The 24,384-nt window shown below is 34.3% G+C and carries 23 protein-coding genes; 8 read left to right on the plus strand and 15 right to left on the minus strand.

All coding sequences use genetic code 11. The annotated features are described in order from the left end of the window. Positions 1 to 91 precede the first annotated feature (91 nt). Together EGI26_RS04075 and pheA are read left to right on the plus strand one after the other, a co-directional pair. Complete coding sequence (locus tag EGI26_RS04075) at positions 92 to 1,975, plus strand: DNA topoisomerase IV subunit B (protein ID WP_255076575.1); 1,884 nt, start codon at positions 92 to 94, stop codon at positions 1,973 to 1,975. Between the two features lie 12 nt (positions 1,976 to 1,987). Continuing rightward, positions 1,988 to 3,061 (plus strand): prephenate dehydratase, encoded by a 1,074-nt coding sequence (gene pheA / locus EGI26_RS04080; RefSeq protein WP_255076577.1) that lies wholly within the window; start codon positions 1,988 to 1,990, stop codon positions 3,059 to 3,061. Here the strand turns inward: pheA and EGI26_RS04085 are convergent. The 10 genes from EGI26_RS04085 to EGI26_RS04130 form a co-directional block, all read right to left on the minus strand. Next, positions 3,058 to 4,746, minus strand: coding sequence for a hypothetical protein (locus EGI26_RS04085; RefSeq protein WP_255076578.1), 1,689 nt, complete (start codon positions 4,744 to 4,746; stop codon positions 3,058 to 3,060). The two genes, pheA and EGI26_RS04085, sit on opposite strands and share 4 nt — an antisense overlap. After that, a complete protein-coding gene (locus EGI26_RS04090; RefSeq protein ID WP_255076579.1) occupies positions 4,739 to 5,674 on the minus strand; it encodes a bifunctional riboflavin kinase/FAD synthetase in 936 nt (311 codons plus the stop codon). Before EGI26_RS04090 ends, EGI26_RS04085 begins: the two co-directional genes overlap by 8 nt. After that, the gene (truB, locus tag EGI26_RS04095; RefSeq protein ID WP_255076580.1) at positions 5,661 to 6,341 is read right to left on the minus strand and encodes a tRNA pseudouridine(55) synthase TruB; all 681 of its coding nucleotides are present in this window, start codon (positions 6,339 to 6,341) and stop codon (positions 5,661 to 5,663) included. The genes EGI26_RS04090 and truB overlap by 14 nt, the downstream gene beginning before the upstream one ends. Further along, entirely contained in the window at positions 6,341 to 7,132 is a 792-nt protein-coding gene (locus EGI26_RS04100) for an undecaprenyl-diphosphate phosphatase (protein WP_255076582.1), read from the minus strand. Before EGI26_RS04100 ends, truB begins: the two co-directional genes overlap by 1 nt. A gap of 3 nt (positions 7,133 to 7,135) precedes the next feature. Further along, on the minus strand, positions 7,136 to 7,369 hold the full coding sequence (locus tag EGI26_RS04105) for a DUF3098 domain-containing protein (protein WP_255076583.1): 234 nt from the start codon (positions 7,367 to 7,369) through the stop codon (positions 7,136 to 7,138). 4 nt (positions 7,370 to 7,373) lie between these two features. Further along, positions 7,374 to 8,252, minus strand: coding sequence for an ABC transporter permease (locus EGI26_RS04110; RefSeq protein WP_255076589.1), 879 nt, complete (start codon positions 8,250 to 8,252; stop codon positions 7,374 to 7,376). A gap of 87 nt (positions 8,253 to 8,339) precedes the next feature. Further along, complete coding sequence (locus tag EGI26_RS04115; RefSeq protein WP_255076592.1) at positions 8,340 to 9,200, minus strand: 1-acyl-sn-glycerol-3-phosphate acyltransferase; 861 nt, start codon at positions 9,198 to 9,200, stop codon at positions 8,340 to 8,342. A gap of 41 nt (positions 9,201 to 9,241) precedes the next feature. Next, positions 9,242 to 9,826 carry a bifunctional nuclease domain-containing protein gene (locus EGI26_RS04120; protein WP_255076594.1) on the minus strand — a complete coding sequence of 195 codons (585 nt, stop codon included), beginning with the start codon at positions 9,824 to 9,826 and terminating at the stop codon, positions 9,242 to 9,244. Positions 9,827 to 9,887: 61 nt separating this feature from the next. Next, positions 9,888 to 10,673 (minus strand): TIGR02757 family protein, encoded by a 786-nt coding sequence (locus tag EGI26_RS04125; RefSeq protein WP_255076595.1) that lies wholly within the window; start codon positions 10,671 to 10,673, stop codon positions 9,888 to 9,890. Positions 10,674 to 10,677: 4 nt separating this feature from the next. Then, positions 10,678 to 11,556 (minus strand): LysM peptidoglycan-binding domain-containing protein, encoded by an 879-nt coding sequence (locus EGI26_RS04130; protein ID WP_255076596.1) that lies wholly within the window; start codon positions 11,554 to 11,556, stop codon positions 10,678 to 10,680. Between the two features lie 115 nt (positions 11,557 to 11,671). Here EGI26_RS04130 and kdsB point away from each other — a divergent pair, with 115 nt between their 5' ends. Genes kdsB through EGI26_RS04145 form a run of 3 tightly spaced genes read left to right on the plus strand, consistent with a single transcriptional unit; the run spans position 11,672 to position 14,736 of the window. Beyond that, on the plus strand, positions 11,672 to 12,427 hold the full coding sequence (gene kdsB / locus EGI26_RS04135) for a 3-deoxy-manno-octulosonate cytidylyltransferase (RefSeq protein ID WP_310587937.1): 756 nt from the start codon (positions 11,672 to 11,674) through the stop codon (positions 12,425 to 12,427). Positions 12,428 to 12,463: 36 nt separating this feature from the next. Then, positions 12,464 to 14,029, plus strand: a complete 1,566-nt coding sequence (locus EGI26_RS04140; RefSeq protein ID WP_255076601.1) for a PglZ domain-containing protein — start codon at positions 12,464 to 12,466, stop codon at positions 14,027 to 14,029. A 2-nt stretch (positions 14,030 to 14,031) separates the two neighbouring features. Continuing rightward, positions 14,032 to 14,736: a hypothetical protein gene (locus tag EGI26_RS04145; protein ID WP_255076603.1), complete on the plus strand. Its 705-nt coding sequence runs from the start codon at positions 14,032 to 14,034 to the stop codon at positions 14,734 to 14,736. Here EGI26_RS04145 and EGI26_RS04150 read toward each other — a convergent pair. Together EGI26_RS04150 and fsa are read right to left on the minus strand one after the other, a co-directional pair. Continuing rightward, on the minus strand, positions 14,720 to 15,403 hold the full coding sequence (locus tag EGI26_RS04150) for a cell division ATP-binding protein FtsE (protein WP_255076609.1): 684 nt from the start codon (positions 15,401 to 15,403) through the stop codon (positions 14,720 to 14,722). The genes EGI26_RS04145 and EGI26_RS04150 overlap by 17 nt on opposite strands. A gap of 46 nt (positions 15,404 to 15,449) precedes the next feature. After that, the gene (gene fsa / locus EGI26_RS04155) at positions 15,450 to 16,106 is read right to left on the minus strand and encodes a fructose-6-phosphate aldolase (RefSeq protein ID WP_255076611.1); all 657 of its coding nucleotides are present in this window, start codon (positions 16,104 to 16,106) and stop codon (positions 15,450 to 15,452) included. A gap of 257 nt (positions 16,107 to 16,363) precedes the next feature. On the opposite strand from fsa, the gene EGI26_RS04160 reads away from it, so the two are divergent. Beyond that, positions 16,364 to 16,696, plus strand: a complete 333-nt coding sequence (locus EGI26_RS04160; protein ID WP_255076613.1) for a transmembrane 220 family protein — start codon at positions 16,364 to 16,366, stop codon at positions 16,694 to 16,696. 149 nt (positions 16,697 to 16,845) lie between these two features. Then, on the plus strand, positions 16,846 to 18,660 hold the full coding sequence (uvrC, locus tag EGI26_RS04165; protein ID WP_255076623.1) for an excinuclease ABC subunit UvrC: 1,815 nt from the start codon (positions 16,846 to 16,848) through the stop codon (positions 18,658 to 18,660). A 32-nt stretch (positions 18,661 to 18,692) separates the two neighbouring features. Here uvrC and EGI26_RS04170 read toward each other — a convergent pair whose 3' ends face one another. The 3 genes from EGI26_RS04170 to EGI26_RS04180 form a co-directional block, all read right to left on the minus strand. Further along, positions 18,693 to 20,084 (minus strand): WG repeat-containing protein, encoded by a 1,392-nt coding sequence (locus EGI26_RS04170; RefSeq protein ID WP_255076625.1) that lies wholly within the window; start codon positions 20,082 to 20,084, stop codon positions 18,693 to 18,695. A gap of 245 nt (positions 20,085 to 20,329) precedes the next feature. After that, on the minus strand, positions 20,330 to 21,502 hold the full coding sequence (locus EGI26_RS04175; RefSeq protein ID WP_255076627.1) for a glutathionylspermidine synthase family protein: 1,173 nt from the start codon (positions 21,500 to 21,502) through the stop codon (positions 20,330 to 20,332). Continuing rightward, on the minus strand, positions 21,499 to 22,155 hold the full coding sequence (locus tag EGI26_RS04180) for a hypothetical protein (RefSeq protein ID WP_255076628.1): 657 nt from the start codon (positions 22,153 to 22,155) through the stop codon (positions 21,499 to 21,501). Before EGI26_RS04180 ends, EGI26_RS04175 begins: the two co-directional genes overlap by 4 nt. A 699-nt stretch (positions 22,156 to 22,854) precedes the next feature. Here EGI26_RS04180 and EGI26_RS04185 point away from each other — a divergent pair. After that, positions 22,855 to 23,643 carry an MOSC domain-containing protein gene (locus EGI26_RS04185; protein WP_255076629.1) on the plus strand — a complete coding sequence of 263 codons (789 nt, stop codon included), beginning with the start codon at positions 22,855 to 22,857 and terminating at the stop codon, positions 23,641 to 23,643. Positions 23,644 to 24,384: the final 741 nt, after the last annotated feature.

Below are 24,384 nucleotides of genomic sequence, written 5' to 3' on the forward strand. Positions count from 1 at the left end.
ATTAAATTAAAAAGTCTTTATTTTAAAAAGTACTTTGAATTGCAAAGTTAAATATAAATTTGTTTACACTCATATTTTATAGAAAATTATTATGTCAGAAGAAAGTAAAGCGTTATATGATGAAGACAGTATTAAATCATTAGACTGGAAAGAGCATATTCGTTTACGACCTGGTATGTATATAGGAAAGCTTGGAGATGGTACTTCACCAGACGATGGTATATACGTGCTGCTGAAAGAAGTCATGGACAATTGTATAGATGAATTTGCGATGGGACATGGTAAATCTATAGAAATTGGAATCGACGAAGGCAAAGTTACTGTTAGAGATTTTGGTCGAGGTATTCCTTTAGGAAAAGTTGTAGATGTGGTTTCTAAGATCAATACAGGTGCTAAATATGACAGCAAGGCTTTTCAAAAATCTGTTGGATTAAATGGTGTTGGTACAAAAGCCGTGAATGCCCTCTCAAGTTATTTTAAGGTAATTGCTTACAGAGAGGGAGAATCTAAAAAGGCGATTTTTGAGAGAGGTGTACTGGTTGAAGAATCTCAAATAGAAATTACAAGTGAAAAGAACGGCACATTTGTAGAGTTTATACCTGATAATACAGTTTTTAAAAATTATCATTTTATTCCTCATTATGTAGAAAACATGATTTGGAATTATTGCTATCTCAATGCCGGTCTGGCATTGAACTTCAACAAGAAAAAATATATTTCTCAGAACGGTTTATTGGATTTATTATTAAGGAAAACAGATGAATCCACGCTTCGTTACAATATAATTCATTTAAAAGGACCAGATATTGAGATTGCACTCACCCACGGAAATCAGTACGGAGAAGAATATTACTCTTTTGTAAATGGCCAAAATACCACGCAAGGTGGAACTCACCTTTCGGCATTTAAGGAAGCCATTGTAAAAACCATCAGAGACCATTACAACAAGGATTATGCTCCAGAAGACATCCGTCAGTCAGTAATTGGTGCTGTTTCTGTTAGAATCCAAGAGCCAGTTTTTGAATCTCAGACCAAAACAAAGCTGGGTTCTACCAATATATCTTTGGAAGATAACGCACCAACAGTCAGAACCTTTGTAAATGATTTTATTAAGGAAGAATTAGATAACTTTTTACACATGCATCCAAACGTAAAGGATGCTTTGAAAAAGCGAATTGAGCAATCAGAAAGAGAACGAAAAGAGTTGGCCGGGGTAAGGAAAATAGCCAATGAAAGAGCCAAAAAGGCGAATTTGCACAACAAGAAACTCAGAGATTGTAAGTATCATCTGATGGATGAGAAGTTTGAGGGTAGGTTAGATACCATGTTGTTTATTACGGAGGGCGACTCTGCAAGTGGCTCCATAACCAAAGCAAGAAGTCCAGAAACTCAGGCTGTATTTAGTTTAAGAGGGAAACCGTTAAATTGCTATGGTTTAAGTAAAAAAGTGGTTTATGAAAACGAGGAATTTAATCTTCTTCAGCACGCTCTTGATATTGAGAATGGAATAGAAACCTTGAGATATAATCAAATCATCATTGCCACAGACGCGGACGTAGATGGTTCACACATTAGGTTATTACTTCTAACATTTTTCTTGCAGTTTTTTCCCGATGTTGTGCGTGAAGGACATTTATATATTCTCCAAACGCCCCTTTTTAGGGTCAGAAACAAGAAAGAGACATTTTATTGTTATTCTGAAGAAGAGAAACAAGTGGCCATGAGTAAATTGGGTGGAAAGCCAGAAATAACAAGATTTAAGGGACTGGGAGAAATTTCTCCGCATGAGTTTGAGGCATTTATAGGCAAAGAGATAAAACTGGACCCCGTAATATTTGAGAAAGAGTCATCCATTCCGAAAATTCTCGGGTATTACATGGGCAAAAATACACCAGAACGTCAGGTATTTATTATTGATAATTTGATTATTGAGAAAGATATTTTAGAAGAAAAAGAACTAATTATAGAAGATTAAAAATACAAAACTGTGACTTTAGACGAGGTAAGGAAAGAAATAGACAAAATAGATGACCATCTTTTGGAGCTTTTGAATCAACGGATGCATTGGGTGCAAAGAGTTGGAGAGATAAAAAATAAATCGAAAGAAATAATTTATAGGCCAGAACGCGAAAAACAAATAATTGAAAGATTAAATAGTCAGTCAGATGGGCTTTTGTCAAGAGATGCTATAGAAGCTATATTTTTAGAGATTTTCGCAACTGCCAGAAATATAGAACTTCCTGAAAGAATAGCCTATCTTGGTCCTGAAGGTAGTTTTACGCATCAAGCCGCCGAAAGTAGATTTGGTGCTCTTTCAGAATACATGACTCTGCCTACAATCAAATCTGTTTTTGAAGCTGTAGAAACTGAGAGGGTGAGGTTTGGGGTGGTGCCTATCGAAAATAATCAAGAAGGTATTGTCTATGAGACCGTAGATTTACTCAATGAAACCAACGTGAATATAGCCGCTGAATTGAAAATTCCTGTTCATTTTTGTTTAGCTACAGAAGCAGAAAACCCGGCCAAAATTAAAAGAATATACTCAAAAGACATAGCTTTTAGACAGTGTCGTGGGTTCTTGAATAAATATTTTGAGCAGCATAATCCAGAAGAAATACAAGTAGAGTCTACATCAAAGGCCGCAAAGTTGGCTGCTGAAGATCCTGAAGCTGCCGCTATTTGTAGTGATATAGCAGCTAAATTGTTCAGAATTCCTGTTTTATTCCATAATATTGAAGATAATAGTAATAACAGAACAAGGTTTTTTATTTTATCCAAAAAGTTTGAGAACTTACCTTCAGGAAATGATAAAACCACTCTAATCGCCAGATTACCTCATACTGACGAAGCGGGAGTTTTGGCGAGTTTCTTACAAGACTTTAAAGAGCAAGAAATCAACTTAACAAAAATTGAAAGTAGACCATACAAAGGCGATGAGGATTTTAATTTTTGGTTCTTTATTGAGCTTTTGGGCTATTTCAAAGATGAGAAATTTCAAGAAGTTTTGAAAAAGCACCAAGACAGCATAAAGGTCTTGGGTAGTTATGTAAGAAATGCCTAACGAATCATAGCATCGGGACCACAAGTTTTACCTAAGTCGTATTTGTAAACTTTATCGTCAATTACAATTATCTTAAATAGGTTATATTTCTCTTTTGGAATCAGTTTTACAGGATAAATTGTACGATAAAAATCTGAAAAGTATTTTCGTTGTAAGATACTTTTCAGAATGTTGTTTTTCTGATTTATTGCTGGAAAAATAAACTGCTTTTCTTTATTTTCTAAAGAGAAATAAATTCCATCTTCTTTAGCGTTTGGATTGATGTTTTCTTTCAGCACCCCTGAAATTTCAAGAATACCATCATTTATACTGTAAGAAAGTTTTTCTGTGGTAATTGATGAATTTATAGTTGAATAATTATCCAAAACAGAGGCTGGAAAGATATATTTCTTTAGTTTATATGGTTCTGCCAACAATGGATTTAGCTTGGAAATGTGAGAGGAGTCTATATATTGATTCGACCAAGTGCCCATTTTTCGAAAGTTAATCCCATCCGCTACCGCATTCTTACGGTTGAAAAGAGCGATTTCATAATTGTTAAAATAGCTGATAATAAGAATGATAGAACAAAAAATGGTTGTCACAATTCCTATCGCCTTTTTTCTTTTTATGTTTGAAACTAAGAAAATGTAGACCGCAATGGCCATAAATGAAGAATTAATGGTATATCTACTCAGCATCGAAAAACCAGTTCTGGAGATACCAATCATTAAACCAGTGGCAAATACAAACCCAAAAACACAAATAATAAATTGGTCAGCCTTTGAATGTCTCAGTTTGTCCGTTGCCTCCATTCGTCTTTTTGACAGCAATGGGTATTTTTTTAGAAATATAACTAAGAATGTCACTACTAAAAATAGACCAAAAAGCTCTGATATTGGATGAGAATAAACCTCTTTAGCTCTTGTAGATAAGTCAGTTATATTTAATGCATAAGCACCAAAAAATTCAAAAACATACCTTAAGGCAGTCAAAGGCTGAGAAAAGGCCGATACTCCTGAACTCCATTCTGGTTTTTTATATCCCCAGAAATACAAAATTATACTCGCAACAGATAAGAAGCTCCAAACTATAAAATCTTTATTTCGTTTGTTGAAAAAAAGGATAATTGCCCCAATTAGGAAGGCCAAAATACCATTTCCGTGAGAAAAAATTGCTAAAAGGGCAAAAATAAATGCGGGAATTAGGCCTTTGTTTTTTCTATAAATGAGAAAGTAATAGGTCAGAAACACATATAAAATGACCGAGAAGTTTTGAAAGGGCACCATCAATGACTGAAGACTTTCAAAATATTGAGCATGAAAAATCAGTAATGCTATCGGTAGTAAATACAAACGATTGCCAAATAGTGGTTTTGAAACCTTCACCAAGACCAAGAAAATCAATATAAGGTTTATGAAACCCAATAAAGCCAAGGCCTTTAACTCAAAATTGCCCGATATTAAGTATATTAAAAGCAGAAATATTCTATCATTAACGACGCGGTGTTCGTTATTTAATGAAAAGAAAAGTTTAATTTTTTCTAGAAATGGTAAGTCGGAAAATAAATGAAAAACCGGAAGTATGATTCCATGAAAATCATCCCACCAAGGAATGTTTACAGAGATTTTATTTTGAAAAAGCCATAAAGCGGCAATCAGTAATAGGGAAATTGTCCAAAATATATACTTACTTTTTTTATGCATTTTTTGAAAATATTTCCAGTGCAGAATTGCAATCCACTTTTATTTGCTTGATCAATTCATCTATACTTTCAAATTTAGTTTCTTCTCTGATAAATTCCAAAATTTCAACTTTTATGGTTTCTCCATAAATATCATCTGAAAAATCAAAAATATGAACTTCTTGCGTTGTTCCGAGGCCATCTACAGTGGGTCTATTGCCGATGTTCATGATGCCCTGATATTTTTGATTTCTCAAAAAAACATTCGTAGCATATACTCCATTTTTAGGAATCAACTTATATTTTTTCTGAACCTGAATATTTGCGGTTGGAAAACCGATGGTCCTGCCGAGTTGCCTTCCTTTTACTACTGGTCCTGAGAATTGATAATCTCTTCCCAGTAATTCACTGGCAGATTTCAGATCGCCATGAAGTATGGCATTTCTGATTTTTGTAGAACTTATGGTTATATTTTCAATTTCTTGCCTCGAAATTTCTTCAATCTCAATTTTAAACCTTTCCGAATGTTTTTTAAGATAATCTATTCCTCCTTCACGGTTTTTGCCAAATCTATGGTCATAGCCAATTACCATGGCTTTGGTTCCTAGTCCGTCTAATAATATATCCTCAATGTATTTCTCACAGCTTAGTTCTGAAAATTCTCTTGTAAAAGGTAAAACTATAAAATGATCAACGCCTAGTTTTTCCAAAATTTCGGTTTTCTCATCTATTGTGGTGAGTAACTTAAGGTTATCGTCGTTGGGTGAAATGATGAGTCTTGGATGTGGCCAAAATGTTAGCAGTACAGATTCTCCATTGATTTCCTTGGCCTTTTCAATCAGCCTTTTGATGATTTTCTGATGGCCAACGTGAACTCCGTCAAACGTGCCTGTAGTCACTACAGCATTGCCTTTGGGTTGAAAATCAGAGAGTTTATTATAAATCTTCATTTGAGTCTTTGATTTTTTGAACCATAGTTTCTACGGTTTCTGCATTGTCCACCGAAAAATCTCCAATTTTCGTTCTCCTGAGTTCGCTTAAATATGCTCCAGAACCTACTTCAGTGCCAAAATCTCGGGCTAGGCTACGGATGTAAGTTCCTTTTGAACAAATCACCCTAAAAGAAATTTCTGGGAAATTATTGATCTCTATCTCAAATTCTTGAATTTCAATTTCACGAGATTTAAGTTCTAGTGTTTTTCCTTCCCTTGCGGCTTCATAGGCACGTTTGCCTTTTACTTTGATTGCAGAAAATAGGGGAGGTACTTGAGAAATTTTGCCCAAAAACTTATTTCTTGCTGTCTCTAGCATTTCAGCGGTTATGTGTTCTGTAGGAAAAGTCGCATCTACTTCAGTTTCTGCATCGGCCGAAGGCGTAGTTTTTCCTAAAATAAACTTTCCAGTATATTCTTTTACTTGAGCTTGGTATTGGTCTATTTCTTTAGTTTTTTTTCCAGTGCAAAGGATTAGTAAACCCGTTGCCAATGGATCCAATGTACCGGCGTGCCCAACTTTTTTGAATTTTCCAGCGTACCTAACTTTGTTTACAACATCAAAAGATGTCCAGGTTAGGGGCTTATCAAGCAATAAAACGGAGTCATTGTAATGGTCGTTCATCAAACAATTTTTAAATCAACGCCTGAATAAAGCAATGCCAATAGGATTATTCCTAACACAATTCTGTAATACCCAAATACCTTGAATCCGTATTTTTGCAGAAATTCTATGAAGAATTTAATGGCGGCAACAGCAACAATAAATGCTACTAAATTGCCAACACCTAACAGCATAAGTTGCTCACTGTCAAAAGTTAAGTCTCCACTTTTATAACCTTTCAACAGTTTGTAGGCCGAAGCAGCAAACATAGTAGGAACAGCCAAAAAAAACGACATTTCAGCTGCGGCTTTTCTAGTCAAGCCCATAAACATACCGCCAATAATGGTAGAAGCCGAACGAGATATGCCTGGAATCATGGCTATACATTGAAAGAGGCCAATCACAAAACTATCTTTGAGGTTTGGCTCCTCTTTATGTGTTTTTTCTTCAAAATACTTATCGATAAATATCAATACGATTCCTCCAAGAAGTAAACTAATGGCTACTACCCAAACGTTTTCGAGAATTGAATCTATAAAGTCATTCAACAGAAAGCCAATGATTGCGGCAGGGATAAATGCCACCAAAAGTTTGATATAGAAATCGAAACTTTGAAAAAAACGTTTCCAGTAGAGTACAATCACGGCCAAAATAGCACCAAACTGTATATTTACTTCAAATATTTTGGTAAAGGGATGCTCTGCAATACCTAAAAAAGAAGCTCCAATAATCATGTGACCAGTAGAGCTTATTGGAAGATATTCTGTAATACCTTCAATTATAGCCAATATGATGGCTTGAATTACATTCATGGATTATTTTTTTAGTAAGGCATAAAATTCAACCATGAAACCTACAAAAGCTACGATAGGCCCAAGAGTTATACCGAAAAACCCAAATCCGAATTCTTCTTTATCCAATGTCATGATAATAAAGCCAGCAACTATTAAAGCTACACCCGCTAACATGATGGTGTAATTTCCTTTCTTAAAAGGCAAATCTGATGCTGATCCTTCAGCTGTTTCTTTTAAATCTTTAGTGTTTTTCATTATTTCAATATAATTTATCTAAATCCATTTTATGGTACCTTACGATAGATTGAAAGGTACTGAGAACTCCGATTGTTGGTCCGAGAATTAAAAGTATTACAAATAAAAATGTAATAGCGGTGTTGTTTTGAATAAGATTCAAACCGTCGATTTGTGAAGTAGAAACGTATTTGGTTAAAAAAATAAGAACAGTACTAATTACGCTTGCAATAAGTCCTTGAAAGAAACCTTTTACCAAAAATGGCCTTTGGATAAATAAATCAGTGGCTCCTACCAATTGCATTGTTCTAATTATAAATCTCTGAGAATACAGGGCCAATTTGATTGTGTTATTTATCAATAATAGCGTTGCTACAAAAAATATCACTACAATTAGAGCCAATACTTTATAAACTTTATTGACGTTTGTTATAATGCCTTTTAGAAAGTCTTTTGCATATTCCACTTCAAAAACACCCGATATTTTTTGAATTTCCGCTTTGATGTATTTTAGCTTCTCTTCTGTAATGTTTTCTTCTTTTAGCCTGATACTAAATGCATCTCTAAAAGGATTATCACCCAAAACATCTTTGAAGTCTTCTTTGGTGTCTTTGTAAAATATTTCCGCAGCTTGTTCTTTCGATGTTAATTTAATTTCTGGTTTTCCGTTTTTTATTTCCGCAAAACCCATATTGGCAATTTTACTTGAAATAGCATCCAAATCTTTTTTTTCTAAGTCTCTTTCCAGATAAACTTGAATCTCTATATTCTGCTTTACGTATTTTATCAATTCCTTTGAAGAAATGGCAATCCAACCGCAAAATCCGATTAAAAACAAAGCAACACTCAAACTTATTGTTATAAGAATGCCTGGATAACTGCCTAATTTTTTGTTAAAACTCATTTTCTGTTCGGATAGCTAAAGTACAAAGATAAATAATTATTTAGGATTGGTATTTTAAGGGAATTGATTTTAAGTTTTTTTAAACATTTATTCACCTTTTTTAGCCAATTCTTTCAAAGCATTCCATTCTGCTATCATTTCAGGCATGTTTTGCTCAATAATTTCCTCAACGGTTTTCGTTATATAATCAAGACTATGACTCTCATCAAAATATATAGGCTTCTTGAATTTTACAGTAAGAAGCGTATTTCGTCTTTTATATTTTAAGCCAGTTTTATTGAAAGCCCTTCTGAAACCATTAATTACAACTGGGACCACAACCGGCCTATTAGATAATATAATATGTGAGGTGCCTTTTCTAACTGGAGCATAGGGACTTGTAGTTCCTTGCGGAAAACTGATTACCCACCCAGATTTTAGTCCTTTGGTAACATTGTCTCCTGCCGAAGTGTCAACTTCTCGTTTTACATTGACACCTTCTGCTCTCCAGCTCCTTTCTACCAAAATAGCACCCGCAAGACTAAAAAGTTTAGGTATTAGGCCAGACTTCATGGTTTCTTTGGCAGCTACATAGTAAATCGTGGCCCTAGGAGAAAAAAGATAAATAGGCATAAGTTTTTTGCCAAATCCCCATTTTAGGTTACAAAAAATATGGTAAAAGGAAATTACGTCAGCGAAATAGGTTTGGTGATTTGAAATAAAAAATACATTGGTATTTGGAAGGTCTTTTAGGTGTTCTAAACCTTCAATTTTTAATTTATTTGCAATGGCTATTCTCCAATAAGTTGGCCATCCAGCTATAAATACGACTATTCTTTTCAATACCATCCAATTGCCAAAAGGATCTTTTTGAAACAAACCCAAGATGTCAAAATATGATAATGTTTTTAACAAAGGGTTTGATGTTTCAGCGGGTATTGGTAAGAAGTTCTTAAGTATTTTTAGCATTTAGATTAATTTTATGAGCCGAATTCGTGAATAAATTCTAATTAATTCCGCTTATCTATTTCATCTCTAATTTTTGCTGCTTTTTCATATTCTTCATTCTTGATTGCATCGTCCAGCATTTTCTTTAACTCGTCAGAATTTAACGACATCAAATCAGAGCTAGACTTAACCTTAATATTTTTCGGAGAAGTCTTCTTGGCTTCTTGGCCTCCAAGGTCATCTGCACTTATTCCAGCTTCATTAAGTACACTTTCTGTAGTAAATATAGCCGCATTAAATCTCAAAGCAATTGCGATAGCATCTGATGGCCTGGCATCAATATTTTTTTGTCTAATGCCGTCTGTACAGATAATTTTGGAATAAAAAACGCCCTCTGAAATATCTGAAATATGAATTTCTTCCACAGAAAAGTCAAATGATTTAGAGAAAGATTTGAAAAGGTCATGAGTCAATGGCCTAGTCGGAGTGATTTTTTCCATTTCTATGGCTATAGCTTGGGCCTCAAACATACCTATGATGATTGGCAATCTACGATCTCCGTTAGATTCAGTAAGAATCAATGTAAACGAACCCGCCTGAAGTTGGCTGGGCGATAAGTCTAATATTTCTAATTTTATTTTATCCACGATACAAATATACTCTCCTTTGATGTATTAAAAAGAATGTTTTTATAGAAAAATATCTTTTTCAGGTCCCAAAATACTTTTCGATTCCCATTCCAAACAGGGCAAAATCATATTTCGTTGGATCCTCTGGATCGAGAATCTTCAAAGTTTTGGTTATTTCTTCAGCCATTTTCCAATCTGCTTTTGGCCTAGAAGTTAGGTTTAGTTTTCGGGCTATATTTTCTACATGAACATCACATGGAATTATCAGTTGATGAGGTAAAATGTTCTTCCAAATGCCGAAATCTACCCCTTTGTTATCGTGTCTGACCATCCATCTCAAATACATGTTTATTCGTTTACAAGCACTATTTGAAATTGGACTAGAAATATGTTTTTGGGTTCTTTTTGGATAGTTTTCCAATGAGAAAAAGTATTCTTTAAAATGAATTAGATTTAATTTTAAATTTTCAGGCTTTCTGTTTTCAATCAAAAAGGCTGATTCTAATGAGGTATTTTTGGCGTAGTGGGTTTTGAAAAACTCTATGAAGTACATTAAATCAATAAAGTTGAAAGTTCGGTGGGCAAAGTTTTCTAATTTTTTCAATTCATTCGCACTAGCATTTTTAACGAATTGGTAGGGAGAATTATCCATGTTTTCAAGTAATTCTTTACACTTATTAATTATAGTTTTGCGTTGACCCCAAGCCAAAATTGCGGCAAAAAAACCTGAAATTTCAATGTCTTGCTTTTCAGAATATAGATGAGGTATACATATAGGATCCGTAGATATAAAATCTAAATTATTGAATTTCAGATATTTCGCATTTAAAATATCAATTACCTCTGTTGGGATAACTTCAGGCATATTGTTATTTTACAGCTGACGATTTCTTTTTAGAAGGAACATAGTATTCTACCGTAGCTCTCATTTTTGAGTCTTTAGGTCTTAGTTTGTAAAAAGCATATGGCGATAGTTTTATCATTACATTTTCATCGTGGCCTTTCTCGCTTAAGTTTGCTACAACCTTTGCGATAATTGAAATTCCAGTGGCCTCATTAGTTACTTTAATATTACTACCAACTTTCGCATTTCTGTGTAAAGCTAGATATTTTGTTGTTCTATTACTTGTGTTTATGACTTCTGCTATTCCTGCTTCTGCCACTTTTACGCCTAAAGGAGCAAGAACTAATTCTGGCTCGGTTTTCTTTTCTAAATCTTCAATAATTTTTTCAATATCAGTTTTATCGATCAGAAGTTTTTTCCCAACTTTAATTTTGTTGTCACTAATATCGTTGGCCTCTACAAGGTAAGAAATATCTAAATCGTATAGTTTTGAAATAGAAAATATTGTCTCACCTGCTTTAATGTCATGGAATTTGGATTTCGGCGTTTTTTCTTTAGGAAGAACTTTAGCCTTGGTAGAGTTGGTACTAGACCATGCTTTTTTTCTTATAGCCCAATATGCGGCTCCACTTACGTGCTTTCCGTTTTTTATCATCGGAAACTTTAATGTTTGTCCTACTTTTATTCCTACATCAGTCTTTAAAGTTGGATTTATACTTGAAACTTCCGCTACACTGCAATTATACTTATTTACCAAGCTATATAAAGTTTGGCCGGGTTCTACCTTATGTAATATGTAAACAATGTTGTTGATTATCTCAGTATTTAAAGAGTCTTTAGGTGGTATTTGTGAAAAAACCAAAAGAGGGAAACTTGTGATTAGGAAAAATGCTAAAACTTTCATTATGGATTAAAAGGAAATTAATCAGCAAAAATACGTTTTAATGGTATAAGTGCATAATTTTTTTTTATTCTTAATAAATACACTATTTTATTTTAGTTTTGTGTTTCTAAAACTTATGGCATTGAAAATTCTCGGTATCATTCCCGCTCGCTACTCATCTTCTCGATTTCCTGCAAAATTATTGAAAACAATTAACGGAAAATCGATACTTCAAATGGTATATGAACAATGCGAAAAAACTAAAAGCTTAAGCAAAATTGTTGTTGCAACAGACCACGAAGCTATCTTTCAGCATGTTGAAGGATTTCATGGGGAGGTATTGATGACCAATACTAATCATGAAAGTGGTACAGACAGGTGTGCTGAAGCCTTGAAGCTTTGTGGTGGAAACAGTTCGTTTGATTATGTTGTAAATATCCAGGGAGATGAGCCCCTGATAGACCCAAATACGATAGATAGTTTATGCTCTGTTTTGGATGACAAAATAGAAATAGCTACGGCATGCTTTCCAATTGGAAAAATGGAAGATTTGTTGAGTCCAAATATTGTAAAAGTTGTAATAGGAGAGCGATTACAAGCATTATATTTTAGTCGCTCCCCAATTCCACATATCAGAGATGAAAAGTTGGATAGGTGGCTTCAGAAAAATACTTTTTATAAGCATCTCGGAATATATGCGTACCGAGTTGATATTTTAGAAAAGCTAGTGAAATTTCCAGTCTCAAAACTGGAATCTCAAGAAAGATTGGAGCAATTAAGATGGCTATCTAATGGATTTAAAATAAACATGGTAGAGGCTGCAAGCGAAGGTTTTGGAATTGATACTGAGCAAGATTTCGAGCGTCTGAAGCAATTTTTAGATAAAAAATAGCGTATTGAAGTATATAACATTAAAATAAACCAATTTATGCAACGATTCACTATTCTTTGGGCTGACGACGAAATAGAGCTTCTTAAACCATATATAGTTTTTCTTGAAAATAAAGGGTACGATGTGACGCCAGTTCCTAGTGGTGCTGATGCCCTAGATCTTGTTGAAAAATATAATTTTGATTTGATTTTTTTAGATGAAATGATGGCTGGAATGACCGGTTTGGATACTTTGGTACAAATCAAGAAAATAAAACCAAGTATTCCTGTGGTGATGATAACAAAGTCTGAAGAAGAGCGTATAATGGAAGAAGCGATTGGCTCGAAAATAGCCGATTATTTAATAAAGCCAATCAATCCAAATCAAATACTACTGTCGGCCAAAAAACTTCTTGAAAACAAAAGGTTGGTTTCAGAGAAAACAAATTCAAGTTATATGCAAGATTTCAGGCAGCTGAGCATGCAATATAATGATGAGTTAGACTTTAATGAATGGTCGGAGATTTATAAGAAGTTAGTATTTTGGGAGTTAGAAATTGATCGTTCCTCGGATAAATCCATGGAAGAGGTTTTTCAAATGCAAAAAGCAGAAGCAAATGCTCGTTTTGCAGATTTTATAGAAGATAATTATTCAAGTTGGATGACTGACCCTAACGTCAAAAAGCCAGTAATGTCGCACAATCTTTTGAAAACCAAGGTTTTTCCGCTTTTGAATGGAGATTCTCCTTTGTTTTTTATATTGATAGATAATTTCAGGCTTGATCAATGGAAGATCATGGAAGATATAATCGGTGAGTTTTTTACAATAGAATCAGACGAAACTTATTTTTCTATCCTGCCTACAGCAACCTCTTATGCTAGAAATTCAATTTTTGCTGGGCTTACACCTCTTGAAATGTCGAAGATGCATGCGGATATTTGGGTAAATGATGAGGGAGATAATGAAGATGGATTGAATAAAAACGAAGATGAGTTTTTGAGAAGACAGCTGAAAAAGAATAATTTACAACATAAATTTTCCTATCATAAAATATTAAATAACGGACAAGCAAAGTCTTTGGTTGATAATTTCAACAATCTCTTGAAAGACGATCTGGTAGTGGTAGTTTACAACTTTATAGATATGCTATCACACGCAAGGACCGATATGGCGGTTATAAAAGAATTAGCTCCTGACGAAGCCGCATACAGGTCCATTACTAAATCTTGGATTATGCACTCTCCAATGTTGGATTTTCTGAAATTAATAGCATCCAAAAATGGCAGGTTAGTTATAACCACTGACCACGGAATGGTAAAAGTTAAAAATGCCAAAAGGATTGTGGGAGACAGAAATGTAAATACCAACTTGAGATATAAGCAGGGGAGAAATCTCAACTTAGATGATAAGAGAGATTTTGTTATAGAAGTTAGAAAGCCAGAGACTTATAAGTTGCCAAGTCCAAATTTATCGACTTCTTACTTCTTTACCACATGTGATTATTTCTTTGCTTATCCCAACAATTACAATCATTATGTAAGTCACTACAAGGATACCTTTCAGCACGGTGGAGTTTCGTTAGAAGAAGTAATTATTCCTTTTGCAGTGTTGAAGGCCAAATAATCATGAGGAAAGTTTTAATTCTCTTGTTGTTGTCTATAAAAGGTTTTGCTCAAGAAGAGCCCAAGGATGTTATTTATAGAGGTTTTTATAATATTTCCTTTTATTTTCAGAGCCCAATTGGGCAATTTAAGAAAGCGATCGCGTCAGATTTTTCCAAAGAGAACAATTCAGGTATATCATTTTCTTATTTAACCAATCCGAGGAAAAAAGCAGGAGAATTGAGTACAATTCTTTTAGGTGGAGAATTAGGGATTTCTGGGAACAAACAAAATTCGTTTTTCTTACCACCACCACAAGGTGATTTTTATATGACTCATCGCCAAGTTTGGACTATTTTGAAATTTAGGTATTTGCCGAATTTAGCCAAAAAAAAAGTAGTTCCTTATCTGGATGGAGGCCTTGGACCTAAGTTTTATTTTTCTAGAATGATGGAGAATGCAGGAGAGGATGAAGTTTATAAAGTTTACGGATCTTCAGCAAAGACTATAAGCTATTATCTTGAATTAGGTAGTAGTATTAAAATATCAGGTCAAAAGCGACCATTTACTTATTTGGATTTTGGATTGGGTTATACACAATCTAATTCTGTCAAAATTATCGATAGAGATAGGGTAGGATTTACAACTGATTATGAAGTCATTGAAGCCAAAAAATCTGTAAAGCCAAAGAGTGTATATTTCAAAGTGGGTATCACGAGTTACCTGTGAGGTCATTAATGATTCCGCTATCGCAGTATAATGTTCTCCTCGGAAACCTTTCGATTAAATCAAGTTCATGTGTCGCCATTAATACAGCAGTATCCGAAACTTCATTTATTTTGAAAAACAATTTCAAAATTTCAATAGATTTCTCTGGATCTAAATTTCCTGTTGGTTCGTCAGCGAGTAGAATCTCGGGGTGATTAAGCAAAGCCCTGCCAATGGCAATTCTTTGTTGCTCGCCTCCAGAAAGCTGGTGAGGCATTTTTTTCAAAACATCTGGTAGTCCAACCAATTCTAGGACTTCATCTATTCTCTCGTCAATCTTTGTTTTGTTCAGCCAACCCATAGCCTCCATAAAAAATCTTAGATTTTGGAGTATATTTCTATCGGGCAATAGTTGGAAATCTTGAAAAATGATTCCGATTTTCCTTCTTAAATAGGGAATTTCCTTATATTTAATATTTTCAAGCTTAAATCCAGCCACTGTGCAGCTTCCCTTTTCAAGCCAGAGGTCAGCATACAAAGTTTTAAGCAACGAACTCTTGCCGCTGCCCGTTTTTCCTATAAGATAAACAAACTCTCCTTTGTTTATGGAGAAGTTTACGTCAGAAAGTATGAGATTATCTTTCTGATAAATATATGCATTAGAAAGAGAAATTACGGCTTCGTTCATTGTAGATAAAAAAAAGGCGGAAAAAACTTTCCGCCTAAATTAAATATTATTTGTTAACCTTGGCGTGATCCGATAAGAATTTTGCAAGGCCACTATCTGTCAATGGATGATTTAAAAGGGCTAATATAGCTGAAAGAGGTCCAGTCATTACATCAGCTCCAATTTTGGCACAACCCAAAATATGCATTGGATGTCTTACAGAGGCAGCTAATATTTGTGTTTCATATCCGTAGTTGTCGTATATTGTTCTGATTTCTTCGATCAAGGCAAGTCCATCAGTGCTGATATCGTCCAATCTACCCACAAAAGGTGAAACATAAGTAGCACCAGCTTTTGCAGCCAAAAGTGCTTGGCCAGCAGAAAATACTAAAGTACAGTTTGTTCTTATTCCTCTTTCCGAAAAAAATTTGATTGCTTTTATACCGTCTTTAATCATCGGTATTTTTACAACTATCTGATCATCAATTTTTACCAATTCTTCACCCTCACGAATCATGCCTTCGTAGTCAGTAGAGATAACCTCAGCACTTACATCGCCGTCTACAATTTCGCAGATAGCTTTGTAGTGTTTTCTTACGTTTTCTTCTCCGCCAATACCTTCTTTTGCCATAAGTGAAGGGTTGGTGGTTACTCCGTCCAAAATACCTAAATCCTGAGCCTCTTTGATTTCTGAAAGGCTTGCCGTGTCAATAAAAAACTTCATGATATTATATTTGATTGAAAAAACGAAGAAAAAAAAATGGCAAATTCACCGCTACAACCACCTACCCTTGCTACCTTCCGGTCCTGGGGGATTCAGCAGGAGCTGGTAATTTGCCGTCACAAAAGTACGAATTTTCTTTGGTTTGACAAATGCGGGCTCAATTATTTAGATATTTTTTTAAACCTGTTCACAATCAGTTTCTTTTTTTTGCTTTCTTAGTTTAAATGTAATTACTTCGACCTTTTAACATAACCTTTATGAAATACTTATATTATTTTTTGATGTTGGTGTTCGTTTATTTCACAGCTGTGCAGTATAACGACCCTGATCGTTGGCTTTGGATACCTACTTATTTGTTTCCAATTTATCTTTTGTTTCAAAAATCGAGAGGAAAACTCACTGGAAATACCTTGGTTTTGGTCGGGATTCCTTATTTGTTTTGGGCAATTAATCAGTTTCCGCCTGAGTGGGAGGGTGTTATGCTCAATACAATGGGCATGAGAACTATCAACATTGAGCTAGGTCGTGAATCTTTGGGTCTTGGTTTTACAGCCTTGGTTTTGTTTTTAGTTTCTTTTTCTAAAAAATAGACCTTAAATATTTCTTCAATAATCAGAACTTAGTTTTGTTTTTTCAGAGGTTTAAATATTTGAAAAAACTTAAATTAGGTTCTTGTTGTTTCCATTTAAATTACAAGCGTTTTTTTGCAAAAACAATTCTATTCTCTGAAAAAGGTATAATGGCCGATATTAAATTTGACTACAAAGACATTATTTCTCGATTGCCGAGTGAGCCTGGCATTTATAAGTATTTTGATGAAGAGGGAACGATTATTTATGTTGGTAAGGCCAAAAGTCTAAAAAACAGAGTAAGTAGTTATTTTTATAATTTTGATAGGGTAGATAGAAAAACCAGAAGGCTGATTTTGAACATCCACAGGCTGGAATATACCGTTGTTCCTACAGAGTGGGATGCTCTTTTGCTCGAAAATACCCTTATAAAGGAACACCAACCGAAGTACAATATCCTTTTAAGAGACGACAAAACCTATCCTTATGTCTGTGTTACGAATGAGCGTTTTCCTCGTGTAATAACCACCAGAAGAATAGAGGATAAAGGCAGAGGTAAATTGTATGGGCCTTATGTCAATGCCAAGGCCATGTACGCATTGTTGGATATGTTCACGAGTTTGTTTACGATCCGTACTTGTAAATACAACCTAAGTGAAGAAAATGTTTGGGCCAAAAAATATAAAATTTGCCTCGAATATCACATAGGTAATTGCAAAGGCCCTTGTGAAAACCTTCAATCGGAAGTTGATTATTTGAAAGAAATAGACCAGATTCATCAGATATTAAAAGGGAATCTTTCGCCAGCAAAAAAGTATTTTCAAGAGAAAATGAGCGATTCAGCCGCCAAAATGGCCTTTGAAGAAGCTCATCAATATAAACTAAAACTTGAGTTTTTAGAAAATTATCAATCGAAAGCCACGGTTGTTACCCCAACCATTCAAGATGCCGACGTTTTTACAATTCAATCCGATGAAACGGCCGGTTACGTCAACTATCTGAAAGTTGTTAACGGAACTATTATCAGAACCCAAACTTTGGAGGTAAAAAAGCGTTTGGACGAAACCGACGAGGAAATTTTGGGAATTGTGATTTTCGATTTAAGGCATAAATACGAAAGTGAGGCCAAAGAAATTATTAGCAATATCAACCCTGATATTGATTTCAAGGCCAATATTATTATTCCCCAAATAGGAGACAAGAAAAAACTTATTGAGATGTCGCTTCGAAATATTATGTATTTCAGACATGACAAAGCCGAGCGAGATGCCGCTGCTGCTAGCGGAACTACCAATAAAAGAGATAGAGTTTTAATAAAACTCAAGCAAGATTTACAACTAAAAACGCTCCCGAGGCATATTGAATGTTTTGACAACTCCAACATTCAAGGCACCAACCCGGTGTCGGCCATGGTGTGTTTTATGAATGGACAGCCGTCAACGAGAGATTATAGGCATTATATTCCAAAGACAGTGATTGGTCCGGATGACTTTGCTACCATGAACGAAGTGGTAGGAAGAAGATACGCTAGATTGATGGAAGAAAAGGCAGATTTGCCAGATTTAATCATCATTGACGGTGGCAAAGGCCAGCTCTCAGCAGCGTGTGATGCACTTAAGTCTCTCGGACTTTATGGGCAAATACCCATAATAGGAATAGCAAAACGATTAGAGGAAATATATTTTCCTGAAGATACCCTGCCTATATATATTGATAAAAAGTCAGAATCTCTCAAGTTGATTCAAAGATGTAGAGACGAAGCCCACCGATTCGGAATTACACATCATAGAAACAGACGGAGTAAGAACTTCTTAATCAGTAGTTTAGAATCAGCCCCCGGTATTGGAAAGAATACAGCCACCAAGGTATTAAATCATTTCAAGTCGTTACCAAACATCAAAAATGCTCCAGAAGAGGAACTGGTAACGCTTTTAGGCAAAGACAAAGCTAGACGGATTAAGGAGTTTTTGGAGAAAGAAAGTTGATAAACTTTAAATCTTGAAACTTTGTTCGAACGTCATTTAGCTTTGAAAACATAAATTGTTAAACCCAACATTAGTGTAATTATTAATCCCAAAAAGCCATTTTTCATAATTTCAGGTTTTAGACTTTTATCTAAAATTTTGCCTTCATGACTTAAGCTGAATTGATACAAACCTTTCTGACCAAATATGCTCCCATCACCAAGAAATCCAACTTTTTCGTATATCGGGTCAACAAATACTTTTCCTTGGGAATTGATGAAGCCATAGTTTTGATCTTTCAAAACTATAAAATATCGATTGGCAAATACCTCTTTTATTTCATCAAATAGAAAATCAGACTTTATAGTTCCTACACTATCAACAACGCCCCAATTTCCATTTCGTTTTAGTTTGTAAATACCAGAACCAAGACTCAAAATATCCTTTCCAAATCCAATTTTTTGAGAATTATTCAGTTTATCGAGCCTAAACCAATTTTGGCCATTTTTTAAAATTACAAAATTTCGATCTTTATCAGAGCGATATTGGCTATAAGAATTGGGAATAGTTTCCTGCCCAGTAAACATATCAATAAAGCCAAATTTGCCATTTTTCTCAACCAATATATTTCCGTTCAACATGGCATAATTGAAGGAGTCAAATTCAGGAGAAACCAAATCTTTACAGTCTGAAGTCCAAAACCCTACTTTTTTATCCAAAGTTTTGTAGGCTCTTATCATGCCTAGATAATCTTCGCTGAAAGGTTGAATATAGAGGTATTTATTTGGAATCAAGACTTCTCCATTTTTATCTATAAAATTCTTTACTTTGTTCCTAAAAGTCACCCCTGCAATACCACCTTTAAATTGTTCACCTTCTTTGAAAACCTTGTTAAATTGTTGTTTACCAGACTTATCCACGAAATAGAGTTGGTCATCCCAAACTCCAACCAAGCAAACACCGTTTTTAAAGTTTCCATGGACAAATCTGTACCTTGGTGAAATTACCTCCTCGCCTTTTTCATTTATGAAACCGCGTGTATTGCTCAGAAATACCATAAGGCTATAACGTCCTGAATAATAGCAGCTACTACAAAAGTCCATAGTGCCTATGCTTACTTCAGTCATACCTTCAGAAAAATCTCCAATGTCGGTATATGTTTTTTTTGTTAAATATTTACCTCGTGCATCAACCAACCAAGAGTTTAAGGAGGTGTCTCCATTTTTTAAATTAATCTTTTTCTTTACTACATAAAGGTTATTATTCTGTTTCCATACAAAATCAAATTGTTTAAAAAAACCATCGTTTCGGTCTTTCTTTTTACCGTATTGTGTTGGCCAATAGCCAGCATTAATTCCTTTTTTATTTATTTCCTCAAAAGGAAGTTTTGCTAAAACAGCAGGAGTTATCAAAAATAAAATCAGGAAAAGTTTTAGTGTTTTCATTAGTCAACGGAATTTAGGGTGAATTACTAATTTCTTAGATTATACTAAAAGTAAATATAAAATTGAAATAATTATAATTATTTGGGAAGGATTATCAGGTACGATTTGAATTGTTGATTCAATTTTATTAATAAATTTCTTTCGAGAACAAACAAAAGCCTCAGGAATTATCTGAGGCTCTAAAAAAACAATTAATGTGTTTGTTATGAATATCTTAAAGATGTTTTTTGTCCTAAATGTTGATATCACTCAATCAAATGCCCACAAAACTGTGCAGTATTATCCAAGATTTTTCCTCCTTTCCTAAAGCCAATTCCACAAGATTCTCCAACATAAAATACACCAGCCTGGTAATAATTTCCTTTAGAATCGGATGGAAATTCTACGAATTCTTGATATATTTTCTTTTGCTCTGCATAATCGCCACTTGAAAAAGTAATGGTTTCGTTTTTGCCATTTACCAATCTTACATTGGCTCCTTCTCTGCCAAACATTACTTTTTCTACTGAAGTTTTGTCAATTATCGGCGTAGATTTGGTTTCTAGCAAGTGAGGATGATTTGGAAACAAATTCCAAAGCATTTTTAGTATTCCTTTTGACTGAAATAGCATAGTATAGGCTGGATTCAGTACAATTGCTTTTTTATCCATACAAATATCCGTAATGATTTTGCAGAGTTCGGGCTCGTCCCAAGCTATAAACTCCCATGGAATAAGCTTAAACCAGTAATCGTATTTTGTAAAGCTGCCATCGGCCAAACTGTGTTTGAATATCCCTTCTGCAGGCGAGAAGTCAACTTTTTCGATATTTTCAAAGGCTACTTCAAAGCCGGCTTCTTTGGCGGCTTCAGCCAAAATTTCCATATTGGTGTCATCTTCAGGAAATCCGGCCATGGTACTTATCAGTAGCGAGGGGTGAAATTCTGGATTTTCTGCTCTTAAAGATTCAAATGCACCCGCCAAACTCTCGTATAAAGTGTTGAATTGTAAGGAATCATCAAAACCATTGGCTTTTAAGGATGCCCACTGTACAATTGCCGTTTCTGGGATACACGTGGCCGTGTCTGCATTAAATTCAATTAGCTTTATCGGTTTGCCGTCAATACCTCCAGCCAAGTCAAACCTCCCATATAGGTGCCAGCCTTTATCGTTTTCCCACGAGTATTTTATGAGTGGAACAAGATTGGGTGGGATGCCCAATTCTTCATATAAATCGTTTTTTATTACATGTTCTGCAGCTTTTATGAACATTTCGTAAAGTTCATTTCCGGCATCGTAATATGCTTCTGCGGTGCTTTCTGACACCATTACTATGTCATTGACTACATAGGGTAGTGTATCTTCTCCAAGCATCCATTTCCAGCCTCCTTCTTTAAGTGTTTGAAGAGGCAAGTTTTCTAGTGTCTTTAACTTTATCATCCTCCAAAACCCGATCCTGACCTACTTCTGCTACCAAAAAAACCACTTCTACTACTACTAGGACGAGTTACAGTTGTTCTTGATCTGGTGATGTTTCTATTCACATCAGACGATTTTGCAAAAGTCTCTGGATTTGAATAGTACCTGCCCATATCCGCATTGTTTTTAACACCACCATTTGGCACAAAACCCGACCCGCCGTTATTTTGACGAAAATCTGGACGATAAAATCCGTAATTTGGACTCATTGTTCTGCCCAGAAAATAGCCCATGCCACCATAAAGAAGTACATTTGAAAGGCCGTTGTTGTGGCCAATGGTATTTTGGTTGTGCGTAATTTCCTCGTCAATGAGTTTCTTAGACTGTTCCTTGGTGAGAACTTCCTCACGCCCATCAAGATAGGTTACAATCGCCTTAGAGCTATCTGCCGGTACAGCTATTTCTTCTGTTATTTTGAATTCTCCCTTAGATACCTCTTTTATGTAGGTTCTTACGCCCTGGGTATATACTTCTGTTTGTTCGTACTCACCATCCGTACTTTCATTTGAAGAGCAGCTATATAAGCCTGAGCTTAATATAAGCATGCTTAAAGAACCACTAATGGTGATGTGTTTTACTTTTTTTAAGAACGTATTCTTTTTGACTGGTGTCATTTTAAGTGTTTTTTTTCTCAAATATTCAAAAAGTATCTGATACTTTCCAACCTATTCGTGAAGAATGAATAAAAACGCCATACAAATGGATAAAAAGTATGTCAGGTGTAAAAAGCAGGGAAAAAGTAATCACTAATTTGAGCATTAGTTACAGAACATTAATTTTGCCTCTACAAAATGGTAATGCAGAAATGGAAGCTAAAATTAATTAAGTTTTGACCAAAATGTTATTCAGAAAGCGAAAGATTTGTAGAAACTCTGGGCATAAGTTTGAGTAGGTTTACAGAGTTTTTGTTTGAAAAAATTACATCAGCACCAAAGGCATAAGTCAGTAAGAAGTTTTTTTTTGTAATTAATAACAAAAATATAAATGAAGATAGTCTTCAGTATTATCCTAGTCATCAATGATCAATGTGATATGGTAATAACGGAGAACTGAAAAAAAAATCTTTTCAGAGATACCCGTTTACCCATCTAAGTACATTATTTTAATTATTTTGTGGTGACTATTCTTGAAAATAATGTGTTTATTGGCGACTTTGTGTGTTTATATTTGGTTTGATTTTTTCCATCTCTAAAATATTTTGATTTTTTTTAGTTTATAAGCGTAACTGGAGATTTTTTTACTCAAACAGATTTCTTTTGTTCTCAATTTTTTTTATATCTTAGAAAATATTATTTTCAAATTCTGTATTCCATATGGAAATTTCTCAACTGTTCATATATCCGATAAAATCACTCGGTGGTATTTCTCTTCAAGAATCTAAAGTTGATGTAAGAGGCTTAGAATTTGATAGGAGATGGATGCTTGTGAGTGAAAATGATGTGTTTTTAACACAACGTGACTTACCCAAACTAGCGGCTTTTTTCGTTTCGCTAAATGCCCAAGGATTAACTGTAGTAAATAAAAATAATCAAAATAAAATCAATGTACCGTTTTATCCTAAATCAGGGATTAAAAAAGTAGTAAAGGTTTGGGATGATGAGATATTGGCTGAAATAGTTGATGAAACGGTAAGTGCTTGGTTTAGTAATCAACTTGGAGTAAATGTAAACTTAGTATTTCAACCAGACGATACAATACGATTAATTGATAAAAAGTACATGGTAAGCGGAGAAGAACAGACAAGTTTTTCAGATGGGTACCCTATACTTATTTTAAGTGAGGCCTCTCTTGATTTGTTAAATACGAAATCTATTGAAAAAATACCTTTGGAGAGGTTTAGGCCGAATGTGATTATCAAGAATTGTGCTGCTTTTTTTGAAGATACTTTAAAGCAAATAAAAATAAATGATACTCAGTTATATGGAGTAAAGCGATGTTCAAGATGCATGGTGACAACTATTGATCAAAATACCTACGAAATCACTAAAGAACCACTTTTTACATTGTCTAAGTTTAGGAAATTTGAAAATAAAATTATGTTTGGACAAAATGTTGTTGTTCACAAAAGTGGTACTATCAAAATAGGTGATAAAATAACTTAATTAATACAGTTGTATATTTTTTAGCCAGTTTTCCAATTATTTTAAAAAAAATAAAGACTTTTTTATTTAATGGAGGGTAAAAAAAAGTGATTTATTAAGTCAAACTCGTTTTTTTGACTCAAAAGAAGAAATAGAATTGATTTATGTCAATTTTTTTTGATTTGAAATAATGCTAAAATTTTACATCTAAAATCTATAAAACTGTGATGTGAAATATTTATACTACTTATTAACAAGTATTTGTGGTAGTTTTTAAAATAAATCTGTCAAAATTGGTCTCGTACAGTTTGATTTTTTTTTACCATTTTGCGAAATTTCCAAAAAAATATTTTTGTTTTTTTTTTTGATTTAAAAAAAAGGATTACTTTTGTAACGTTATCAGACGTAAGGGTAACACCTAAAAGAGAAAAAAAACATTTAAGATAAAAGTTGTGTGGATTTAGTAGCGGGAAAGGCTGGAACAATTGTTCCAGTCCTTTTTTTTTGTACTAGTTCCAAAGGATTTTAAATTATGGATCAATCCAAAAAGTTGGGGGGAATGAAAAAAGTTATTTATTTTGGGATCAAAATGATATATATTGAACCAAGACCTTATCCGATTACTTCTACCAGAAGGCTTATTTGAATATTTTGAAGTAGTTAAAGTAGAAAAAGTAGAAAATTCTTACAATATCCATATTACCGAACTCAACCTTATTCCCAAAGAGTTCGATGGTCAAAAGCTTGAATCCAAAGGTTACT

Source organism: Lacihabitans sp. CCS-44 (assembly GCF_024343735.1).
Classification (GTDB): Bacteria; Bacteroidota; Bacteroidia; order Cytophagales; family Spirosomataceae; genus Leadbetterella.